Annotated in this window: 17 protein-coding genes; 8 read left to right on the top strand and 9 right to left on the bottom strand. The window is 28.8% G+C overall.

Annotation, left to right across the window (positions count from 1 at the left end):
• Window positions 1-99: 99 nt before the first annotated feature.
• The 3 genes from ACQPUY_RS13930 to ACQPUY_RS13920 are packed head-to-tail and all read right to left on the bottom strand — an operon-like array spanning window position 100 to window position 3,075.
• The gene (locus ACQPUY_RS13930) at window positions 100-1,140 is read right to left on the bottom strand and encodes an ABC transporter substrate-binding protein (protein ID WP_430841955.1); all 1,041 of its coding nucleotides are present in this window, start codon (window positions 1,138-1,140) and stop codon (window positions 100-102) included.
• Between the two features lie 60 nt (window positions 1,141-1,200).
• A complete protein-coding gene (locus ACQPUY_RS13925) occupies window positions 1,201-1,971 on the bottom strand; it encodes an ABC transporter ATP-binding protein (protein WP_430841953.1) in 771 nt (256 codons plus the stop codon).
• A gap of 9 nt (window positions 1,972-1,980) precedes the next feature.
• Entirely contained in the window at window positions 1,981-3,075 is a 1,095-nt protein-coding gene (locus ACQPUY_RS13920; protein WP_430841951.1) for a FecCD family ABC transporter permease, read from the bottom strand.
• Between the two features lie 185 nt (window positions 3,076-3,260).
• Here ACQPUY_RS13920 and ACQPUY_RS13915 point away from each other — a divergent pair, with 185 nt between their 5' ends.
• Both ACQPUY_RS13915 and ACQPUY_RS13910 read left to right on the top strand, forming a co-directional pair.
• Window positions 3,261-4,064: a helix-turn-helix domain-containing protein gene (locus ACQPUY_RS13915; protein ID WP_430841949.1), complete on the top strand. Its 804-nt coding sequence runs from the start codon at window positions 3,261-3,263 to the stop codon at window positions 4,062-4,064.
• 5 nt (window positions 4,065-4,069) lie between these two features.
• A complete protein-coding gene (locus ACQPUY_RS13910; protein ID WP_430841947.1) occupies window positions 4,070-4,807 on the top strand; it encodes an alpha/beta hydrolase in 738 nt (245 codons plus the stop codon).
• Between the two features lie 59 nt (window positions 4,808-4,866).
• Here ACQPUY_RS13910 and ACQPUY_RS13905 read toward each other — a convergent pair whose 3' ends face one another.
• The 3 genes from ACQPUY_RS13905 to agaV are packed head-to-tail and all read right to left on the bottom strand — an operon-like array spanning window position 4,867 to window position 6,990.
• Window positions 4,867-5,694 carry a PTS system mannose/fructose/sorbose family transporter subunit IID gene (locus ACQPUY_RS13905; protein WP_430842109.1) on the bottom strand — a complete coding sequence of 276 codons (828 nt, stop codon included), beginning with the start codon at window positions 5,692-5,694 and terminating at the stop codon, window positions 4,867-4,869.
• Entirely contained in the window at window positions 5,684-6,496 is an 813-nt protein-coding gene (locus ACQPUY_RS13900) for a PTS mannose/fructose/sorbose/N-acetylgalactosamine transporter subunit IIC (protein ID WP_430841945.1), read from the bottom strand. Before ACQPUY_RS13900 ends, ACQPUY_RS13905 begins: the two co-directional genes overlap by 11 nt.
• A 17-nt stretch (window positions 6,497-6,513) precedes the next feature.
• Window positions 6,514-6,990: a PTS N-acetylgalactosamine transporter subunit IIB gene (agaV, locus tag ACQPUY_RS13895; RefSeq protein ID WP_430841943.1), complete on the bottom strand. Its 477-nt coding sequence runs from the start codon at window positions 6,988-6,990 to the stop codon at window positions 6,514-6,516.
• A 443-nt stretch (window positions 6,991-7,433) separates the two neighbouring features.
• Between agaV and ACQPUY_RS13890 the strand changes: the two genes are divergently transcribed.
• A complete protein-coding gene (locus ACQPUY_RS13890) occupies window positions 7,434-8,603 on the top strand; it encodes a helix-turn-helix domain-containing protein (RefSeq protein WP_430841941.1) in 1,170 nt (389 codons plus the stop codon).
• Between the two features lie 57 nt (window positions 8,604-8,660).
• Here ACQPUY_RS13890 and yajC read toward each other — a convergent pair whose 3' ends face one another.
• The 3 genes from yajC to ACQPUY_RS13875 are packed head-to-tail and all read right to left on the bottom strand — an operon-like array spanning window position 8,661 to window position 10,599.
• On the bottom strand, window positions 8,661-8,939 hold the full coding sequence (gene yajC, locus ACQPUY_RS13885) for a preprotein translocase subunit YajC (protein WP_430841939.1): 279 nt from the start codon (window positions 8,937-8,939) through the stop codon (window positions 8,661-8,663).
• Between the two features lie 2 nt (window positions 8,940-8,941).
• A complete protein-coding gene (gene agaF, locus ACQPUY_RS13880; protein ID WP_430841937.1) occupies window positions 8,942-9,373 on the bottom strand; it encodes a PTS galactosamine/N-acetylgalactosamine transporter subunit IIA in 432 nt (143 codons plus the stop codon).
• Between the two features lie 47 nt (window positions 9,374-9,420).
• Entirely contained in the window at window positions 9,421-10,599 is a 1,179-nt protein-coding gene (locus ACQPUY_RS13875; RefSeq protein WP_430841935.1) for an SIS domain-containing protein, read from the bottom strand.
• A gap of 170 nt (window positions 10,600-10,769) precedes the next feature.
• Here ACQPUY_RS13875 and nagA point away from each other — a divergent pair, with 170 nt between their 5' ends.
• The 5 genes from nagA to ACQPUY_RS13850 all read left to right on the top strand — a co-directional run bounded on the left by nagA (window position 10,770) and on the right by ACQPUY_RS13850 (window position 15,180).
• On the top strand, window positions 10,770-11,909 hold the full coding sequence (gene nagA, locus ACQPUY_RS13870) for an N-acetylglucosamine-6-phosphate deacetylase (RefSeq protein WP_430841933.1): 1,140 nt from the start codon (window positions 10,770-10,772) through the stop codon (window positions 11,907-11,909).
• Window positions 11,909-12,436, top strand: coding sequence for a hypothetical protein (locus ACQPUY_RS13865; protein WP_430841931.1), 528 nt, complete (start codon window positions 11,909-11,911; stop codon window positions 12,434-12,436). Before nagA ends, ACQPUY_RS13865 begins: the two co-directional genes overlap by 1 nt.
• Window positions 12,437-12,612: 176 nt before the next feature.
• Window positions 12,613-13,404, top strand: coding sequence for an ABC transporter permease (locus ACQPUY_RS13860; protein WP_430841929.1), 792 nt, complete (start codon window positions 12,613-12,615; stop codon window positions 13,402-13,404).
• Window positions 13,397-14,188: an ABC transporter ATP-binding protein gene (locus tag ACQPUY_RS13855; protein WP_430841927.1), complete on the top strand. Its 792-nt coding sequence runs from the start codon at window positions 13,397-13,399 to the stop codon at window positions 14,186-14,188. Before ACQPUY_RS13860 ends, ACQPUY_RS13855 begins: the two co-directional genes overlap by 8 nt.
• A gap of 32 nt (window positions 14,189-14,220) precedes the next feature.
• Entirely contained in the window at window positions 14,221-15,180 is a 960-nt protein-coding gene (locus ACQPUY_RS13850; RefSeq protein ID WP_430841925.1) for an NrtA/SsuA/CpmA family ABC transporter substrate-binding protein, read from the top strand.
• Window positions 15,181-15,203: the final 23 nt, after the last annotated feature.

The following is a 15,203-nucleotide window of genomic DNA, read 5'->3' as shown; positions in this document are numbered from 1 at the left end:
TAAGAAGAATGGTAAATTAAAATGCACCCAAAATATTAAGTATAATATTTGAGGTGCATTCTTTATATAAATTTCATTTAGATAGAAGAATATAAGCTATTATTTAAATGTTTCTGGATAGAAAGCTTCAGCTAACTTTTCTAAGCAGTCAAATGTTCTATATCCATATCCCATAAGTTCAGTGTAATCAACAGTCATAATGTTTTTGTTTTTTATTGCTTCAACGGTTTGAAGTGTAGGTTCTGCTAATATTCTATCTACAGCATCAGCATCTACAGCAGCATTTTTATTTGCTGTTACATAAACGATGTGATCTGGATTAGTAGAAATTATATTCTCTAATGATACAGAACCACCTTTTTCAATAACATTATCTGCGTTTAAAATATTTAACATTTCTTTTTGTAGTGAAGCATTGGCACCATAAGCAGTAAATGATTCACCACTATAATTAACTATTAACATAACCTTTTTTCTTTCAGTATTAGTGGGAATCTTTGATTCAATATAATCTAAGGTAGTTTGTAGTGAATCAGCTAATTTATTTGCTTTATCTTGAACATCAAATATAACCCCTACATTTCTAACATCTTGAATAATTGTATCTAGAGTTATATCAGTATTCATTTTACTTGCTAATTGAACATAAGTATTAATTCCAACTTCATTTAGGCTTGGTATCGTACCATATCTATCATCCTTAAATGATGCAGATCTTCCGATAACTAAATCGGCACCAGATCCTACAACAACTTCTTTAGCAACATCACCTTTAGTAGCAATAGCAGGTATAGCTTCATAATCAGCTTTTAATTCTTCAGGAATTGGAGTATCTAAATCTCCTGTTCCAATTATAGAGTCTTTTAAGCCTAAAGTTAAAAGCAATTCAGTTGAAGTTTGGTTATTTGTAATAACTTTCTTTGGAGCTTCAGTAAATGTTTGCGTGTATACATTTCCTTCAGAGTCAAAAGCATCAAAGCTTACTGGATAAGTTGTTTTATTGGCAGATTCATCTACTGAAGTAGAAGCTTGAGTTCCATTTGAAGATGAATCTGAGGTTTGAGTTTTATTACCACATCCTACAAAAACTGTTGTAGCTAATGCTAAAGATGTAAGTAAAAGTAAAGATTTTTTATTCATATTAATTCCCCTCTCGATTTAAACATTTAAATTTATAATAGTTATATTAATTTTTAAGAATTATAAAGCTGGTGGTAAGTATTCAATTGAAAGTTTATTAGTAATAGGATTTATATAAACATTTGAATCAACATCATAAACTTCCTTTATCATTTCTTCTGTTATAACTTTACTTGGAGCACCATGACATACAATATTTCCATCTTTTAAGACATAAAGCTCATCACAAAATTGAGAAGCTAATGTTAAGTCATGTAATGCGGCTAAAACGCATATATTTAGCTTTTTAACGATTGACATGACCTCTAATTGATATTTTATATCCAGGTGATTAGTAGGCTCGTCTAAAATTAGTATTTTAGGACTTTGAGTTATTGCTCTAGCTAATATAACTCTTTGTTTTTCACCACCTGATAATAGACTGAAGCTTTTTTGAGCAAAGTCTATCATTCCAACTTGAGCTAAAGCTTTAAGAGCCATATCATAATCAGTTTTATTATCTTGTTCTAATAATCCCTTATAAGGGGCCCTGCCCATTAATACTATATCTATAACTTTAAAGTCAAAGTTAATATTATTAAATTGGCTAACTACACCAAGGGTTTTAGCAAGGGATTTTTTATTATAAGTATTTATGTCCTTATCAGATATAAATACTTCTCCAAAGCTTGGCTTTATAACGCCGTATATAGCTTTTAATAGTGTGGACTTACCACTTCCATTTGGACCTATTAATCCGATGAATTTATTATTAGTAACTGCTAAATCAATGCCTTTTACAATTTCTTTTTTAGATAAAGTAACCTTTAATTCTTTAACTTTTAAATCCATTAAAATCACCTACTTATCTCCGTATCCGAAGCCCTTTCTTAATAAGATATAAACGAAGAATGGAGCTCCAACTAAACCGGTAATAATACCAATGGATAATTCTGCATTAGGTATAGTAATTCTTGCAAAAACATCAGCCCAAATTAAGAATATAGCTCCTAAAAGTATGGATGTTGGTACTAACCTTTTATGATCAGATCCAACTAAGGATCTTGAAATATGAGGAATTATTAATCCAACAAATCCTATGATTCCACAGTTAGCAACTAAGATACCTGTTAATAAGGAGGTAATTATCATATAAAGTCTTCTGTAAAAATTTAAGTTAAGACCTAAAGTCATTGATGCTTCATCTCCCATTAATATTAGGTTTAGTGTTCTTCCTTGAGTTAAGAAGAAAATACAGCATATAGTTACAGCTATAATAACAAATCCTATATTTTGCCACTTGGCAGTTGCTAGAGAACCCATTGTCCAAAACTTTACGCTTTGCATTCCTTCAGCATCGCTAGCAATGGAAATTATAAAATTAGATAAAGAGTTACATAAAGCACTAACAACAGTTCCTGAAAGAACTAATTTAGCAGAAGACATTTTACTTCCTATTGAAGATAGTGCTAATACTAATATAGAAGCACCTAAAGCACCTAAGAAGGCCCAAAGGGATATGCTACTAATTGAAAATAAGCTGAATGAACCTATGCCTAACATTATAGAGAAGGTTGCACCTAGTGATGCACCAGAAGAAATTCCTAAAATATATGGCTCTGCTAATGGATTTTGAACAGTTGCCTGCATTATTGTTCCACATATAGCAAGTCCAGCTCCTACAGCTATTGCAAGTAATACCCTAGGCATTCTAATTAGCCAAATAACATTGTAGGTTGATAGATTGGTTACTTCAGCTGGATCTCCTAAGGATAGTCCAAATAGCTTATTTAATATTATGCTGTAGGATATAGAAGGTTTTATTTTAAGCGAACCAAGAGATACTGATAAAATCACAGAAATAATTAAAACTATAATTAAGCCTAATATAAATAAATTAAAAGATTTTTTCAGTTTCTTATTTTTCTCATAAGAAGTATTTAAAACATCTTGCATAGTAACATCCTTTCTTGAACTATTATTGAAGTTAATGTATACTTAATATTATAAAAATTAATTGATAATAATTATCATTTCCACAAGGTATTATAATATAGAAAAAATAGCAGTAGAATATACTAAAATAAAAACATGGACAATTATTTAAATTTTTCATATGTATTTGAAAGGAGCTTATTTATTTGAAAAGTGTTAGGAAAAGTGAGCTAATAGAGGAATTCAGAAAAAATACTTTTGAGGTTTTTAGAATAGAGAGATTTACCAAGGAGTCTATATATACTAAAAACACTTATGTTACTAATCTTTCAGCATTTATTTTTCCTATAAAGGGAAAAGCTAAAATAGAGTTTGATGATGAAGTTTTTATTGCAGAACCCGGTAAGGTAATTCACGGCTGCAAAAAGAAGAATTTATCTTTTAAGGTTTTAGGAGAGGAAGAATTCGAGCATATAAATATTTATTATATTGCAGATGAATATTTAGATCCTGATTCCTATATGAATTCAACTTTTGAATTTAGGACAAGCAACTATGATGAAATATTAAAATCACTAGAGGAGCTTATAGAAATATCTTCAAAACATAAATTAATATCAAAGGTTAATCTTCAAATACAAACTTCTTTATTCTTAAGAGAGCTTTTTACAGATTATAACTATAAAAAAGAATTAGATGAAAAAGAATTTACTTTAAAGATAAGTAAATTTATTTCAGAAAATTATATGGAAGAAATTACATTGAGTTCACTTTCAGAAAGATATGGAGAAAAGTCCAATAGAATTTCATATTTATTTAATAAGCATCTAAATATTCGTCCAATAGATTATTTAATCCAATGTAGAATGGCTGTTGCATACAGATTATTAAATGAAGGTTTTTCAGTGAAAGATGTTTCTAGAAAAGTTGGTTATAATGATGAGTTTTATTTTAGTAGGCTATTTAAAAAAAGTTTTGGAGTTACTCCAAGTAAGTTAAAGAAAGGATAGAAAAGATGAAAGGAACTATTTTAACTAGAACAGCTTTTGAAAGAGAAATTTTTATTTATTTACCATATGGATATGATATGTCGAATAAAAAATACCCAGTGATTTATGCACATGATGGAGATAAATTTATAAAGTTTTTAAGTAGGATAATTGATGGAATAGAAGAAGGGTTTGAAAATAAATCATTAGAAGAGCATATAATAGTTGGTATCACACCTTTTGATAGACTAAATGAATATACTCCATGGCCTGCAAATGCTAATCATGAAAGATTTCATGATTTTGAAGGAAAAGGTGATGAATACTTAGAGTTTTTAATAAATGATTTACAAAGTTATATTGAAAAAGAGTTCAGGGTAAGTAGTAGTAAAAATGATAGAAAAATTATGGGGCATTCCCTTGGTGCTTTGATTTCTTTATATTCAGTTTTTAGAAATAATAATTACGGTAAAATAGCAAGCATGTGTGCTTCACAATGGTATAATAATTGGATTAAATTTATTGAAGAAGAAAAATTAATAAATAATGATTTTAAACTTATTATTATTGCCGGGAAAAAAGAAGGACATAGAAAAGTTAGTATTCAGAAGGATATGCCTAAGTTCTCAAATATGTCTTATGAAATATTCAAGAAACGTATAGGTGAACAAAATATAAAGATAGTTTGGGATGATTTTGATCATCATGAAAATATATTAAATAGACATAAAATTGCATTAGAGTTTCTTTTAAAAAAGGAATAGATAAATAAAAGAGGACTGCTATTATAAATAACATGTCCTCTTTCATTTATTAAGCTATATTAAGGAGCAAGTATTCCGAAGAATCCACCAATTACTCCTATTACAAGTAATAAGCCTATGCAAGCAACAGGAGTCCATTTCTTTTTCTTAATTAAGTAGTATAACATTAATGTCATAAGTAGTGGAATCATTTGAGGCAGAACACCATCTAATATATTTTGAATATTAATTACAGCATCTCCATTTGGTATTTCAATAGTTAAGCTTGTTGCACCATAGTTTGAAGTAAGAGCTCCAACTATAAATACACCTAGCATTGAAGCTGAACGTGTAAATTCTTTAGCATTTTTAGTTAATATATCAATTGCCTTTGAACCTAAGTTATAAGACCAATGCATTAACCAATATCTAATTCCAAATTGAACAGCATTAAATATTAATAAGAACAATATTGGACCAGCTAAAGAACCATCAATAGCCATATTAGCTGTAATACCAGCAGTAATTGGAACTAATGTAAGCCAGAAAATAGCATCTCCAATTCCACCTAAAGGACCCATTGCAGCAACGCGGACAGCTCTTATAGTATTGGTATCAGCTTTTTGTTGTTCTAATGATAATATTATACCCATAACAAAAGTAACAAGGAAAGGATGAGTGTTAAAGAATTCTAAGTTATGTTTCATTGACTTTGAAAGGTCTTCCTTATCAGTATGGATTTTTTCAAGTCCAGGTAATATTCCGTATAGCCAACCACCAGCTTGCATTCTCTCATAGTTAAATGAAGCTTGCAAGAATAATGAACGCCAAACCATTTTATTTAAGGTTTTCTTATCAAGTGGTTTAGCAGGAGTCAAATCTTTATATAATGTATTGTTAGATTCCATCTTCTTCATCTCCTCCTATCCCTATATTTCCTGTAACAGATTTCATTTTTACATTATTTTGGAAGTCGTAGATAGCAACTGCAATTCCGATGAACGCAATTAATAATAACGCAGATCCAGATAAACCTTCTATTTTACCTATAATAGTTGCAAGTGCAAAGCCTGCAAAATAAATTCCCCATAAGTCCTTTGATAACATAATACGTAATAAAATTGCAAATCCAACATAACGCATCATTTTACCAGCAGCACTAAGTCCATTCATAATTCCACTGTATTTATCAGCGAAATTTGATAAAGTTTCACCAGCAGCATTACCACCGATTAATCCTATAACAACTATAATTGCAAATGCTAATCCTAAAGCAGCCATTGCTCCATAGTTAAGTTTTTCAATACCTTTTACATCTGCATTGTCAGCATATTTATCAGCCTTTGACATTAAAGGTGACATAAGTGTAAATAAGAAAGTAACAAAATATTGTCCAATTAATGCAAATGGAACAGCTAGCCCAACAGCAGCTGATGGTTCTAATTTAGAAGAAACAGCAAATACTACTGCCATTATTCCTCCAAGAACAGGATTTGGAGGTTGAGCTCCTCCGATAGGCATACTTCCAATTTGAATTAATTGATAAGTACCACCAACTACAAGTCCAGTGTTTAAATCTCCAAGAATTGCTCCAACAACAGCTCCGGATACGATTGGTTGATATAATGATTCCAAGAAATTATATTGGTCGATACCTGCAATAAAGGCAAATACTGCAACCAATAGAATTTGTATAATGTTAAAATCCATTTTGCATTCCCCCTGTATTATTTAAAAATCTTTTCGATATTTTCAGAACTTTCAGTAGGAACTCTTCTTATTTCAAGCTCTACGCCTAGTTCTCTTAACTTTCTGAATGCTTCTACGTCTTTGTCATCTACTGCGACTGAACCAGCAACTTGTCTTTTCCCTTCAGCCATATGCATGTTTCCAATATTAACTTTTTTTATTGGAACGCCACCTTCAACAAGTTTTAACACATCAGAAGGATTTTCACAAACTATAAATATAAGTTGTTTAGCACTAGCCTTGTGAATAGTATTTATAGTTTTTTCTATTGTCCAATAACGAGTTGAAGCGTAAGCTGGTGCACACATATCCATTAGGCCTTGTCTAAGTTTATCTCCAGCTACAATATCATTTGCAACTAGAATTAAGTTTGCACCAATGGAACTACACCATTGAGTTGCAACTTGTCCATGAATTAATCTATTGTCTATTCTTGTTAATACTATATTTGGCATATTATCACCTCCTTTAATAATTAGTAGAAATCAATTAGATTTACTATTCTTAGATAATTATACATATAATGTAATGAATAATCTTTACACTTTTTAGTGTTTGTTTTATTTTTTTTAACAACGTTTACAAAATTAGCAGGAAAAAGTTACTTTTTGTAAAAAATTAGGGCATAATACTTTGTAAAAAATATGTTTAATGTTATTATTATGATATATTAAAAATTTTCTAATATTATTACTATTAATAACATAATAAATAGAATAATATTCATATTTCATTGAATATAGTTAATTATGTAAATGTATTATTTATATATAAATAATACATTTATAAAACCTTCTTTTATTTAAAAGTGTATTGAGAATAAAAATAACACGCTTAAGACTTAGGTATAATTTTTAATGAAAGTGATATTTATAATTTAATAGAGAGGTGACTGGTTATGTATGATAAAACAACAAGTGCTCACTTTAGAAAGTATGGCTCTATTTATGATGAAGTTAAAGATGTTAATAAAGAGGATTTAATAGAAAAACAAATTGTAACTAGTGATAAAGTTATTTCAAGTCTATATAATTTCTTAGAACCAGTATATATAGAAATTGTTGAAGGTATGGCATCAATAGTAATAAGCGATTCAAATAATGGTGATTTTAAGTTATTTACAGTTCATAGAAATTTAGAAATAAAACCTAATATGTATTTCAATATTATTCCAATGACAGAACAAGCTAAGTTTAATTTAATAATACCGTCAAACTATAACCTTAAACTTGAATTTTTAAATCCACCTTATGTTTATAATAGAATATTACCCACTATAAACATCCCTGAAATAATGGCTTATTATTATACAATTAAAAGTCCAAACTATAAATTTAAGGGGGAGAAGCATAATTTATATGAATTAACATTTGTTGACAATGGAACTTTGGATACATCAATTGATAATGTTGATTATACGCTAAATGCATCTGATCTAATTATATATGGTAAAAATCAATTTCATACACAGTCTGTAAATAATGATTCCTCTTGTTCGTATATAACAATTATGTTTGATATGGAATGTGATGATGATAGTTTGATATGTAATAAGGTATTTCATTGTAGGAAAGAATTGTACAAGGCTATAAGGGTTTTTGCAAAAAATATATCAAGTACAATGCCATATTCAGAAAACTTAATCTTATGTAATTTTCATGAAATTATTATTAGATTATTCCAATATGACTATTTAGGTGTTGATGATGCTAAGATATCTATGGAATCACATCAACATTTCCAAGATGAATTATTAGAAAGAATACTTGAATATATTGATAAGATGGTTTGTTCTCCAATTAGTATAGAAGAGCTTTGCAATAAATTCTCAGTTTCTAGATCCTCTTTACAAACATTGTTTAAGAATAATCTAAATACTTCACCAAAGAAGTATATTAATGATTTAAAATTATCTAGAAGTAAGCAATTAATTAAAGAAAACAAATATACTATTAGTGAGATATCATTTATGTTAGGATTTAATTCAATACATTACTTTTCAAGGGCATTTACTCAGCATTACGAAATAAGCCCTAGTGAATATGCTCAAACTTTATTCAAGGCATAGTAAAATGGCTAAATCAGAATAGTTTTAATTTTGATTTAGCCTAATTTTCTTATTTTTTTATAGGATATTTTGAATTGAATATCTAGATATAGTTATTACAGTATTTTTAGCAACTTCAACTTCAACATTTTCTTTTGCTACAGATACTATTTTACCGTAGATTCCACCACAAAACATTATCTTCATACCTGGCTTTAATTCAACATGAATATCTTTAAGCTCTGAAGTTCTTTTTTTTATATTTTTAGCGGATATAAATATTAATATTAATGCAATTATTCCAGCTAATACTGCGACAGTAATGCATGTCCATATAACTACTTCCCAATTTATCATTATTAGATACCATCCTCACTTTCAGCGTCTTCATGAACTATAAATTCAAATTTTACAACGCCACTTTTACCTACTTCAATTGCTGATTCAGATAAAGAAGATAGATCTTCTATAATATCTTTAGTCATAGATATTTCTAGTAGCATAGGTAGGTTTGTGCCACCGATTACTTCCATTGGTTTTTCTATTTCTGTTTTTACTTCAACTAAAGTTTTAAATGGTGAGCCTCCAGCTAAATCACTAAGAGCTAAAATACTTTCACAGTTATTTAAATTTTTTAATGAATTATAATATTTTTCTTTTAAAGTTTCTGTTGAATCTGTTTCTTCAAAGTCAACATATTCTATATTGCTATGTTCTCCTGCAATTAGTTTTAAGGATGTGTGTAATCCTGATGCAAAGTTTCCATGACCACTTATTATTAATCCTATCATTTTTATCATCTCCTATACTAGATTGTACAATATTTTAAACAATTAATTTATTTACAAGTGTAAGTGTATAATGTAACACCTTTAACAACACGATTTACTTCTCCAGATGGACAAGGGTTGTCAGGAGTTAACTCCATTGATAAAGATTTTAATACTGCTAAAGTTTGAGCAAAAGTGATATAAGCTAAACCTAACTCAGCATTATTTAATTTATGATTAATATCATAAGCATATGTGTAGTCAGCTAAAGCTTTTAATTCATCATTAGGTTTATTAGAAATAACAGCTAATTTATTGTTCTTTCTTTGACTACTTATTTCTTTTATTAAATCAAGCTCATATTTATAAGTAAATTCATCATCACTTACATAGACTACTGTTAATGTAGAATCATCAATAATTGATTTTGGGCCGTGTCTAAAGCCTAATGGAGTATCAAATACTGCAACAGTTTTACCAGCTGTTAATTCAAGCATTTTTAAAGACGACTCTTGAGACACTCCTTTTAGAACATTGCTACCTAAATAAACAATTCTATTAAAGTCATATTTATCAATTATATTAGAGGCAACTTCAAAGTCTGTATTTAAGAACTTTTCAGTTGCTAAAGATATATCAGTAATTATTTTCGATTTTTCATCTAACTCATCAAGGTTAAAACATAAGTATGCTGCTAAATACATGTTAGTGAAGCTTGATGTCATAGCAAAAGATTGATCATGAGTTTCATCAGTAAGATTTATTGCATAACAATTATTAAGTTCCTTTGTCATTTTAGATAGAGCGCCATTTTTGTTACATGTAATAAATAAATTGTATAGATTTTTAGAAACTGCAGATGCAGCATCAACAGCTCCTATTGACTCGGGAGAATTACCTGAACGACCAAAGCTAATTAGTAATGTTGGTTTATCTTTTGAAATATAATTCTCAGGTGATGCGACTATATCAGTTGTACCATAAGACTTAACTTTATGGTTTAACTTTTTATTTAAATAAGCATATAATGAATTTCCTACAAATTCACTTGTACCAGCGCCAGTAAATATTACATCAAAATCATCACATTTAATAACTTCATTAATAAATTTTTGTATTGAATTTTTATTTTCTTTAATTTGTGTTAATGTTTTCAACCATGTCTTAGGTTGTTGATATATTTCGTTTAAGGTGAATGTAGAAGAAGTCTTCGACATTTGTTCGTTATCAATACCAAATATACTCATATAAATTTCCCCTATCTTTAATATTATAGATTAATAATTCTAATTATAATGAAGAGTAATTTAATTTCAATGGAAGTGGTGAAAGATATAATATGTGTGTTAAAAAGTGCAAATATTAGAAGAGTGAACTTAGGTATAATTTATATATAAATCAGAATAGGAGGTATAGCATGTTAATACAAGGTAAAAAGGTTTGGATTGCTGATCAATTTATTCCAGCTCAAATTGAGATTGATGATAATAAAATAGTTAATATTTATACCTATAATGAAAGAGAAGGTGCTCACGATTACGGAGATAAGAGGATTGTACCAGGATTTATAGATATTCATTGCCATGGAGCATATGGTTTTGATACAAATGATGCAAATGAAAAGGGATTAAGGAATTGGACAAAGAAAATAGTAAGTGAAGGGGTCACTGCATTATTACCTACAACTATAACACAAAGCAAAGAAGTACTTACTAAGGCTTTAGCCAATGTGGCAAAAGTAGTGGAAGATGGATATGAAGGAGCAGAAATATTAGGAATTCACTTTGAAGGACCTTATCTTGATATGGAATATAAGGGAGCTCAACCAAGAGAATATATAGTAAAACCTACTATTAAAGAGTTTCAAAGTTATCAAAAAGCAGCAAGAGGTTTAATAAAATATGTAACTATGGCAACTGAGACAGATGAAGATTATTCACTTACAGAGTACTTATTTAATAATGAAATAGTAGTTAGTATAGGTCATTCAGCAGCTACATATGAAGATGCAGTATTTGCCTTTGCTCATGGGGCTAGATCACAAACTCATGTATATAATGGAATGACTCCATTCAATCATAGAAAAAATGGACTAGTAGGAGCTGCACTAAGAGTTAAGGGGATGTATGGAGAAATAATTTGTGATGGAAACCACTCTACTACAACAGCTTTATATAACTTTTTCAATGCAAAGGGACCGGATTATGGAATTATGATTACAGATGCTTTAATGGCTAAGGGTTATGAGCCAGGTTCTAGATTTATTTTTGGAGGAAATGAAATAGAAATTTATGAAGATGGTAGTGCTCATTTAGTAGAAACGAAGGGATTGGCAGGGTCTACATTGAAAATGAATGAAGGACTTAAAATACTTGTGGAAGATGCTATGGTACCTTTTAATTATGCAATTAATTCATGCACAATTAATCCAGCAAAATGTTTAGGGATTGATAAGCGTAAAGGAAGAATTGGAGTTGGGTATGATAGTGATTTAGTAGTTCTTAACAATGATTATTCAGTTCATCAAACATATTGTTTAGGAAAGGCGATGTTATAGTGCAAAAAGATGTTATCAATTTATCAGGACATAATATATACCTAGATAGATATGGAGATACAGTTTATTATAATATCTTTGATAAAAATGGATACATAGTATCCAATCAGATAGAACAAAAGTTCAGAGTATTTTATTATAGATACTCAATTATATTTATTGTATTAATTTTATTAGGGGATTACTTTAATTCTTGGCAAAATACGATATTAGTTGGAGGCGGAGCAGCAGTTTTAATAGAACTATACTTTAGGCTTAGCTTTCTAAAGAAGTTAAAAGTGATTAAGAATTTTAAAAGAGAACGAAAGATTTCAAGATTAGAGAGTATGATTAATAGCAAAGAAAAAGAGAAGGTAATAATGAAGGGCTGTGCGTATGTTTTATTAAGTGTTCTTATTATTATAAATGCAATACAACAAAACTTGAATGTGATATTTTTAGGTATAAGTGCATTAGTAGCCATATATAGTTTATATATAGCAATTATTAATGTAATTGCCTTTAACAAAATGAAAAAGAATATGTAGTATAAAAGAAGAGAATTTGAGTTTTCAAATTCTCTTCTTTTTCATTATATACCCAATTTTTACTATGCATTTTATATAAAAATGGAAAAAATGAAGAATTATAATAAATTTAGTAGTAAAATAGATAGTGAATATTTTTATTGGAAGAATGGATAGAGTTAAGGGATGATCTTTAAATGAAGAAATCAAAGAATAAGAATAAATTAACACCTGTAATAAATATTAGAGGGTATTTAATATTTTTAGTTATATTAGTTTTATGGAAAGTTGTATGTAAATTTAATATATGGAGTAGTTATATATTGCCACCACCGGAAAAAGTATTTAGAACATTTATAAAGATGGTACAAGATAAATCAATATTTTTTCACATTTATTCAAGTATGAGAAGAGTTGTAGTAGGCTTTATCATAAGTTCTGTCATAGCAATACCACTAGGAATATTTTTTGGAATACATAATAAATTATATGAATACTTTAGGGAATTTTTTGATTTTTTAAGAAATACTCCACCATTAGCATTAATTCCAATGCTTATATTATGGTTTGGAATAGGAGAAAAGTCCAAAATAATAATAATAATCTTAGCATCATTCTTTCCTACATTTACAAGCACGTTAAAAGGTGTAAAAAATTGTGATATAAAGCTTATTGAAGTAGGTAATGTATTTGAGTTGTCCAAGCATCAGATTATATTTAAGATAATAATTCCAAATGCAATTTTGGATATAGTAATAGGATTAAAATTAGCCTTAGGATATAGTTTTAGAGCAATAATAGGTGCTGAACTTGTGGCAGCATCAAGCGGACTTGGATATTTAATATCTGATGGAAAAGAAATGTCTAGGACTGATGTAGTTTTAGTTGGAATAATGCTTATAGGATTACTTGGAATCTTATGTGATTATTTATTTTCTATTGTAGTAAAGAAAGTAGGTAAAGGAAAGATGGTGGAAGCTTATGAGTAAATCACAATATATTATTAAGAATGTTACTAAATCTTATGAAGTGAATAATGAAAAGCATATTGTACTTAAAAATATATCATTAAATATTAATACAAATGATATAACAGTTATACTTGGAGAAAGTGGATGTGGAAAAACTACTTTATTAAGGTTAATTGCTAATATTGAAAATGTATCTTCAGGAGAAATTAAATTTATTAGGGATAATAAAGAAGTTAAACCAAAGGTAGGATTTGTATTTCAAGAAAGTAGATTGATGCCCTGGCTTAATGTTTGTGAAAATATAGCTTTTAATGATATTAAGAATAAAACTATTATGAAAGGGCTGAAAAATATAGTTAATTTTAAAAAAGATGAAACTGATAATTATCAAGTAGATATATATTTAAGGATGATGAAGTTAGAAAAGTTTAAAAACTCGTATCCATATGAATTATCTGGGGGAATGGCTCAAAGGGTAAGTATAGCTAGAGCATTATATTTTGATCCAGATGTACTTCTTATGGATGAGCCATTTTCAGCATTAGATTATTTTACAAGAGCTGATATGCAAAATGAACTTATTAGAATACATAAATCTACAAAGAAAGGTGTTATTTTTGTGACTCATGATATTGATGAGGCTTTGAAACTAGCAAATAGGATAATAGTATTTGAAAGAAACAATGAAATTAAAGAATTTGAAATAGAAGAAAGTCATGATAAAAACTTTGAAGATGAATACTATATTAATCTTAAAAGAGAGATTCTAAAAACATTAAATTATAATATAACTAATGTTTAATATATAGAATTAATAATAGGAGGATTTGTAAAATGAAAAAAAGAAATATAATAGCTAGTATAGCCGCAGTAATATTTGCAATAGGAATGATGACTGGTTGTGGAACTAAGGAAACTAAATCAGATATTTCAGAAATAAACTTAACATATGTTAAGGCACCACTGAATGTCCCTTCTATAATTCAAAAACAAGATGATTTATTTGGTAAGGAATTTTCAAGTGATAATATAGCAGTTAATTTTTATGAGATAACTTCAGGTCCAGATCAAACTGCAGCATTAGCATCTGGAGAATTGGATATTCTTCATGCATTAGGAGGAACTTCTGCATTAATAGCAGCATCTAACGGTGTAGATTTAAAAATAATAAATACTTATAGTAGATCACCAAAAGGTTTTATGATTTTGACAAATAATGATGAAATCGTAAGTGCAAAAGATTTAGTTGGTAAAAAAGTAGCAGGTCCTAAGGGAACAATACTTCATCAAGTATTAATAGCTGCCTTAAACAAGGAAGGTTACTCAATAGATGATGTAGAATTTATTAATATGGGAATTCCAGAAGCAGCAGTGGCATTAGAGGATGGCAGTGTTGATGCAGCATTGATTGCAGGTCCTACAGCATATAAAGCAGTTAAGAATGGTAGTAAGATAGTAGCAAATGGAGAAGGATTAGTGGATGGAATTATAGTAACTGCTGTGAGCGGAGAGTTTGCAGAAAAGCATCCAGATATTATTGAAAGATTTAAAAAGGTAGAAAATGAAACTTTAGAATATATAAATAATAATTTTGATGAAGCAATGGGAAAAGTTTCAGAAGAAGTTGGACTTACTGTTGATGAAGTAAAGGAAATGTATGATTGGTATGATTTTAGCCTTGATATAACTGATAATGATATAAAATCTCTTGAGGATACACAAAAGTTTTTAATAGATAATGGATTACAAGAGAATGAAGTTAACGTTCAAGATTTAATATATAAAGCTGAATAGTGCTAAATGATAAAAATCCTTAA

It is taken from the genome of Clostridium nigeriense (genome assembly GCF_050585245.1).
Classification (GTDB): domain Bacteria; phylum Bacillota; class Clostridia; order Clostridiales; family Clostridiaceae; genus Clostridium; species Clostridium nigeriense_A.
This window is presented reverse-complemented; position numbering and strand designations above follow the sequence as displayed.

Coding starts and splice junctions, on each gene's coding strand:
- ACQPUY_RS13930 (WP_430841955.1), bottom strand. CDS start 1,140: ATGAATAAAAAATCTTTACTTTTACTTACATCTTTAGCATTAGCTACA.
- ACQPUY_RS13925 (WP_430841953.1), bottom strand. CDS start 1,971: ATGGATTTAAAAGTTAAAGAATTAAAGGTTACTTTATCTAAAAAAGAA.
- ACQPUY_RS13920 (WP_430841951.1), bottom strand. CDS start 3,075: ATGCAAGATGTTTTAAATACTTCTTATGAGAAAAATAAGAAACTGAAA.
- ACQPUY_RS13910 (WP_430841947.1), top strand. CDS start 4,070: ATGAAAGGAACTATTTTAACTAGAACAGCTTTTGAAAGAGAAATTTTT.
- ACQPUY_RS13905 (WP_430842109.1), bottom strand. CDS start 5,694: ATGGAATCTAACAATACATTATATAAAGATTTGACTCCTGCTAAACCA.
- ACQPUY_RS13900 (WP_430841945.1), bottom strand. CDS start 6,496: ATGGATTTTAACATTATACAAATTCTATTGGTTGCAGTATTTGCCTTT.
- agaV (WP_430841943.1), bottom strand. CDS start 6,990: ATGCCAAATATAGTATTAACAAGAATAGACAATAGATTAATTCATGGA.
- ACQPUY_RS13890 (WP_430841941.1), top strand. CDS start 7,434: ATGTATGATAAAACAACAAGTGCTCACTTTAGAAAGTATGGCTCTATT.
- yajC (WP_430841939.1), bottom strand. CDS start 8,939: ATGATAAATTGGGAAGTAGTTATATGGACATGCATTACTGTCGCAGTA.
- agaF (WP_430841937.1), bottom strand. CDS start 9,373: ATGATAGGATTAATAATAAGTGGTCATGGAAACTTTGCATCAGGATTA.
- ACQPUY_RS13875 (WP_430841935.1), bottom strand. CDS start 10,599: ATGAGTATATTTGGTATTGATAACGAACAAATGTCGAAGACTTCTTCT.
- nagA (WP_430841933.1), top strand. CDS start 10,770: ATGTTAATACAAGGTAAAAAGGTTTGGATTGCTGATCAATTTATTCCA.
- ACQPUY_RS13860 (WP_430841929.1), top strand. CDS start 12,613: ATGAAGAAATCAAAGAATAAGAATAAATTAACACCTGTAATAAATATT.
- ACQPUY_RS13855 (WP_430841927.1), top strand. CDS start 13,397: ATGAGTAAATCACAATATATTATTAAGAATGTTACTAAATCTTATGAA.
- ACQPUY_RS13850 (WP_430841925.1), top strand. CDS start 14,221: ATGAAAAAAAGAAATATAATAGCTAGTATAGCCGCAGTAATATTTGCA.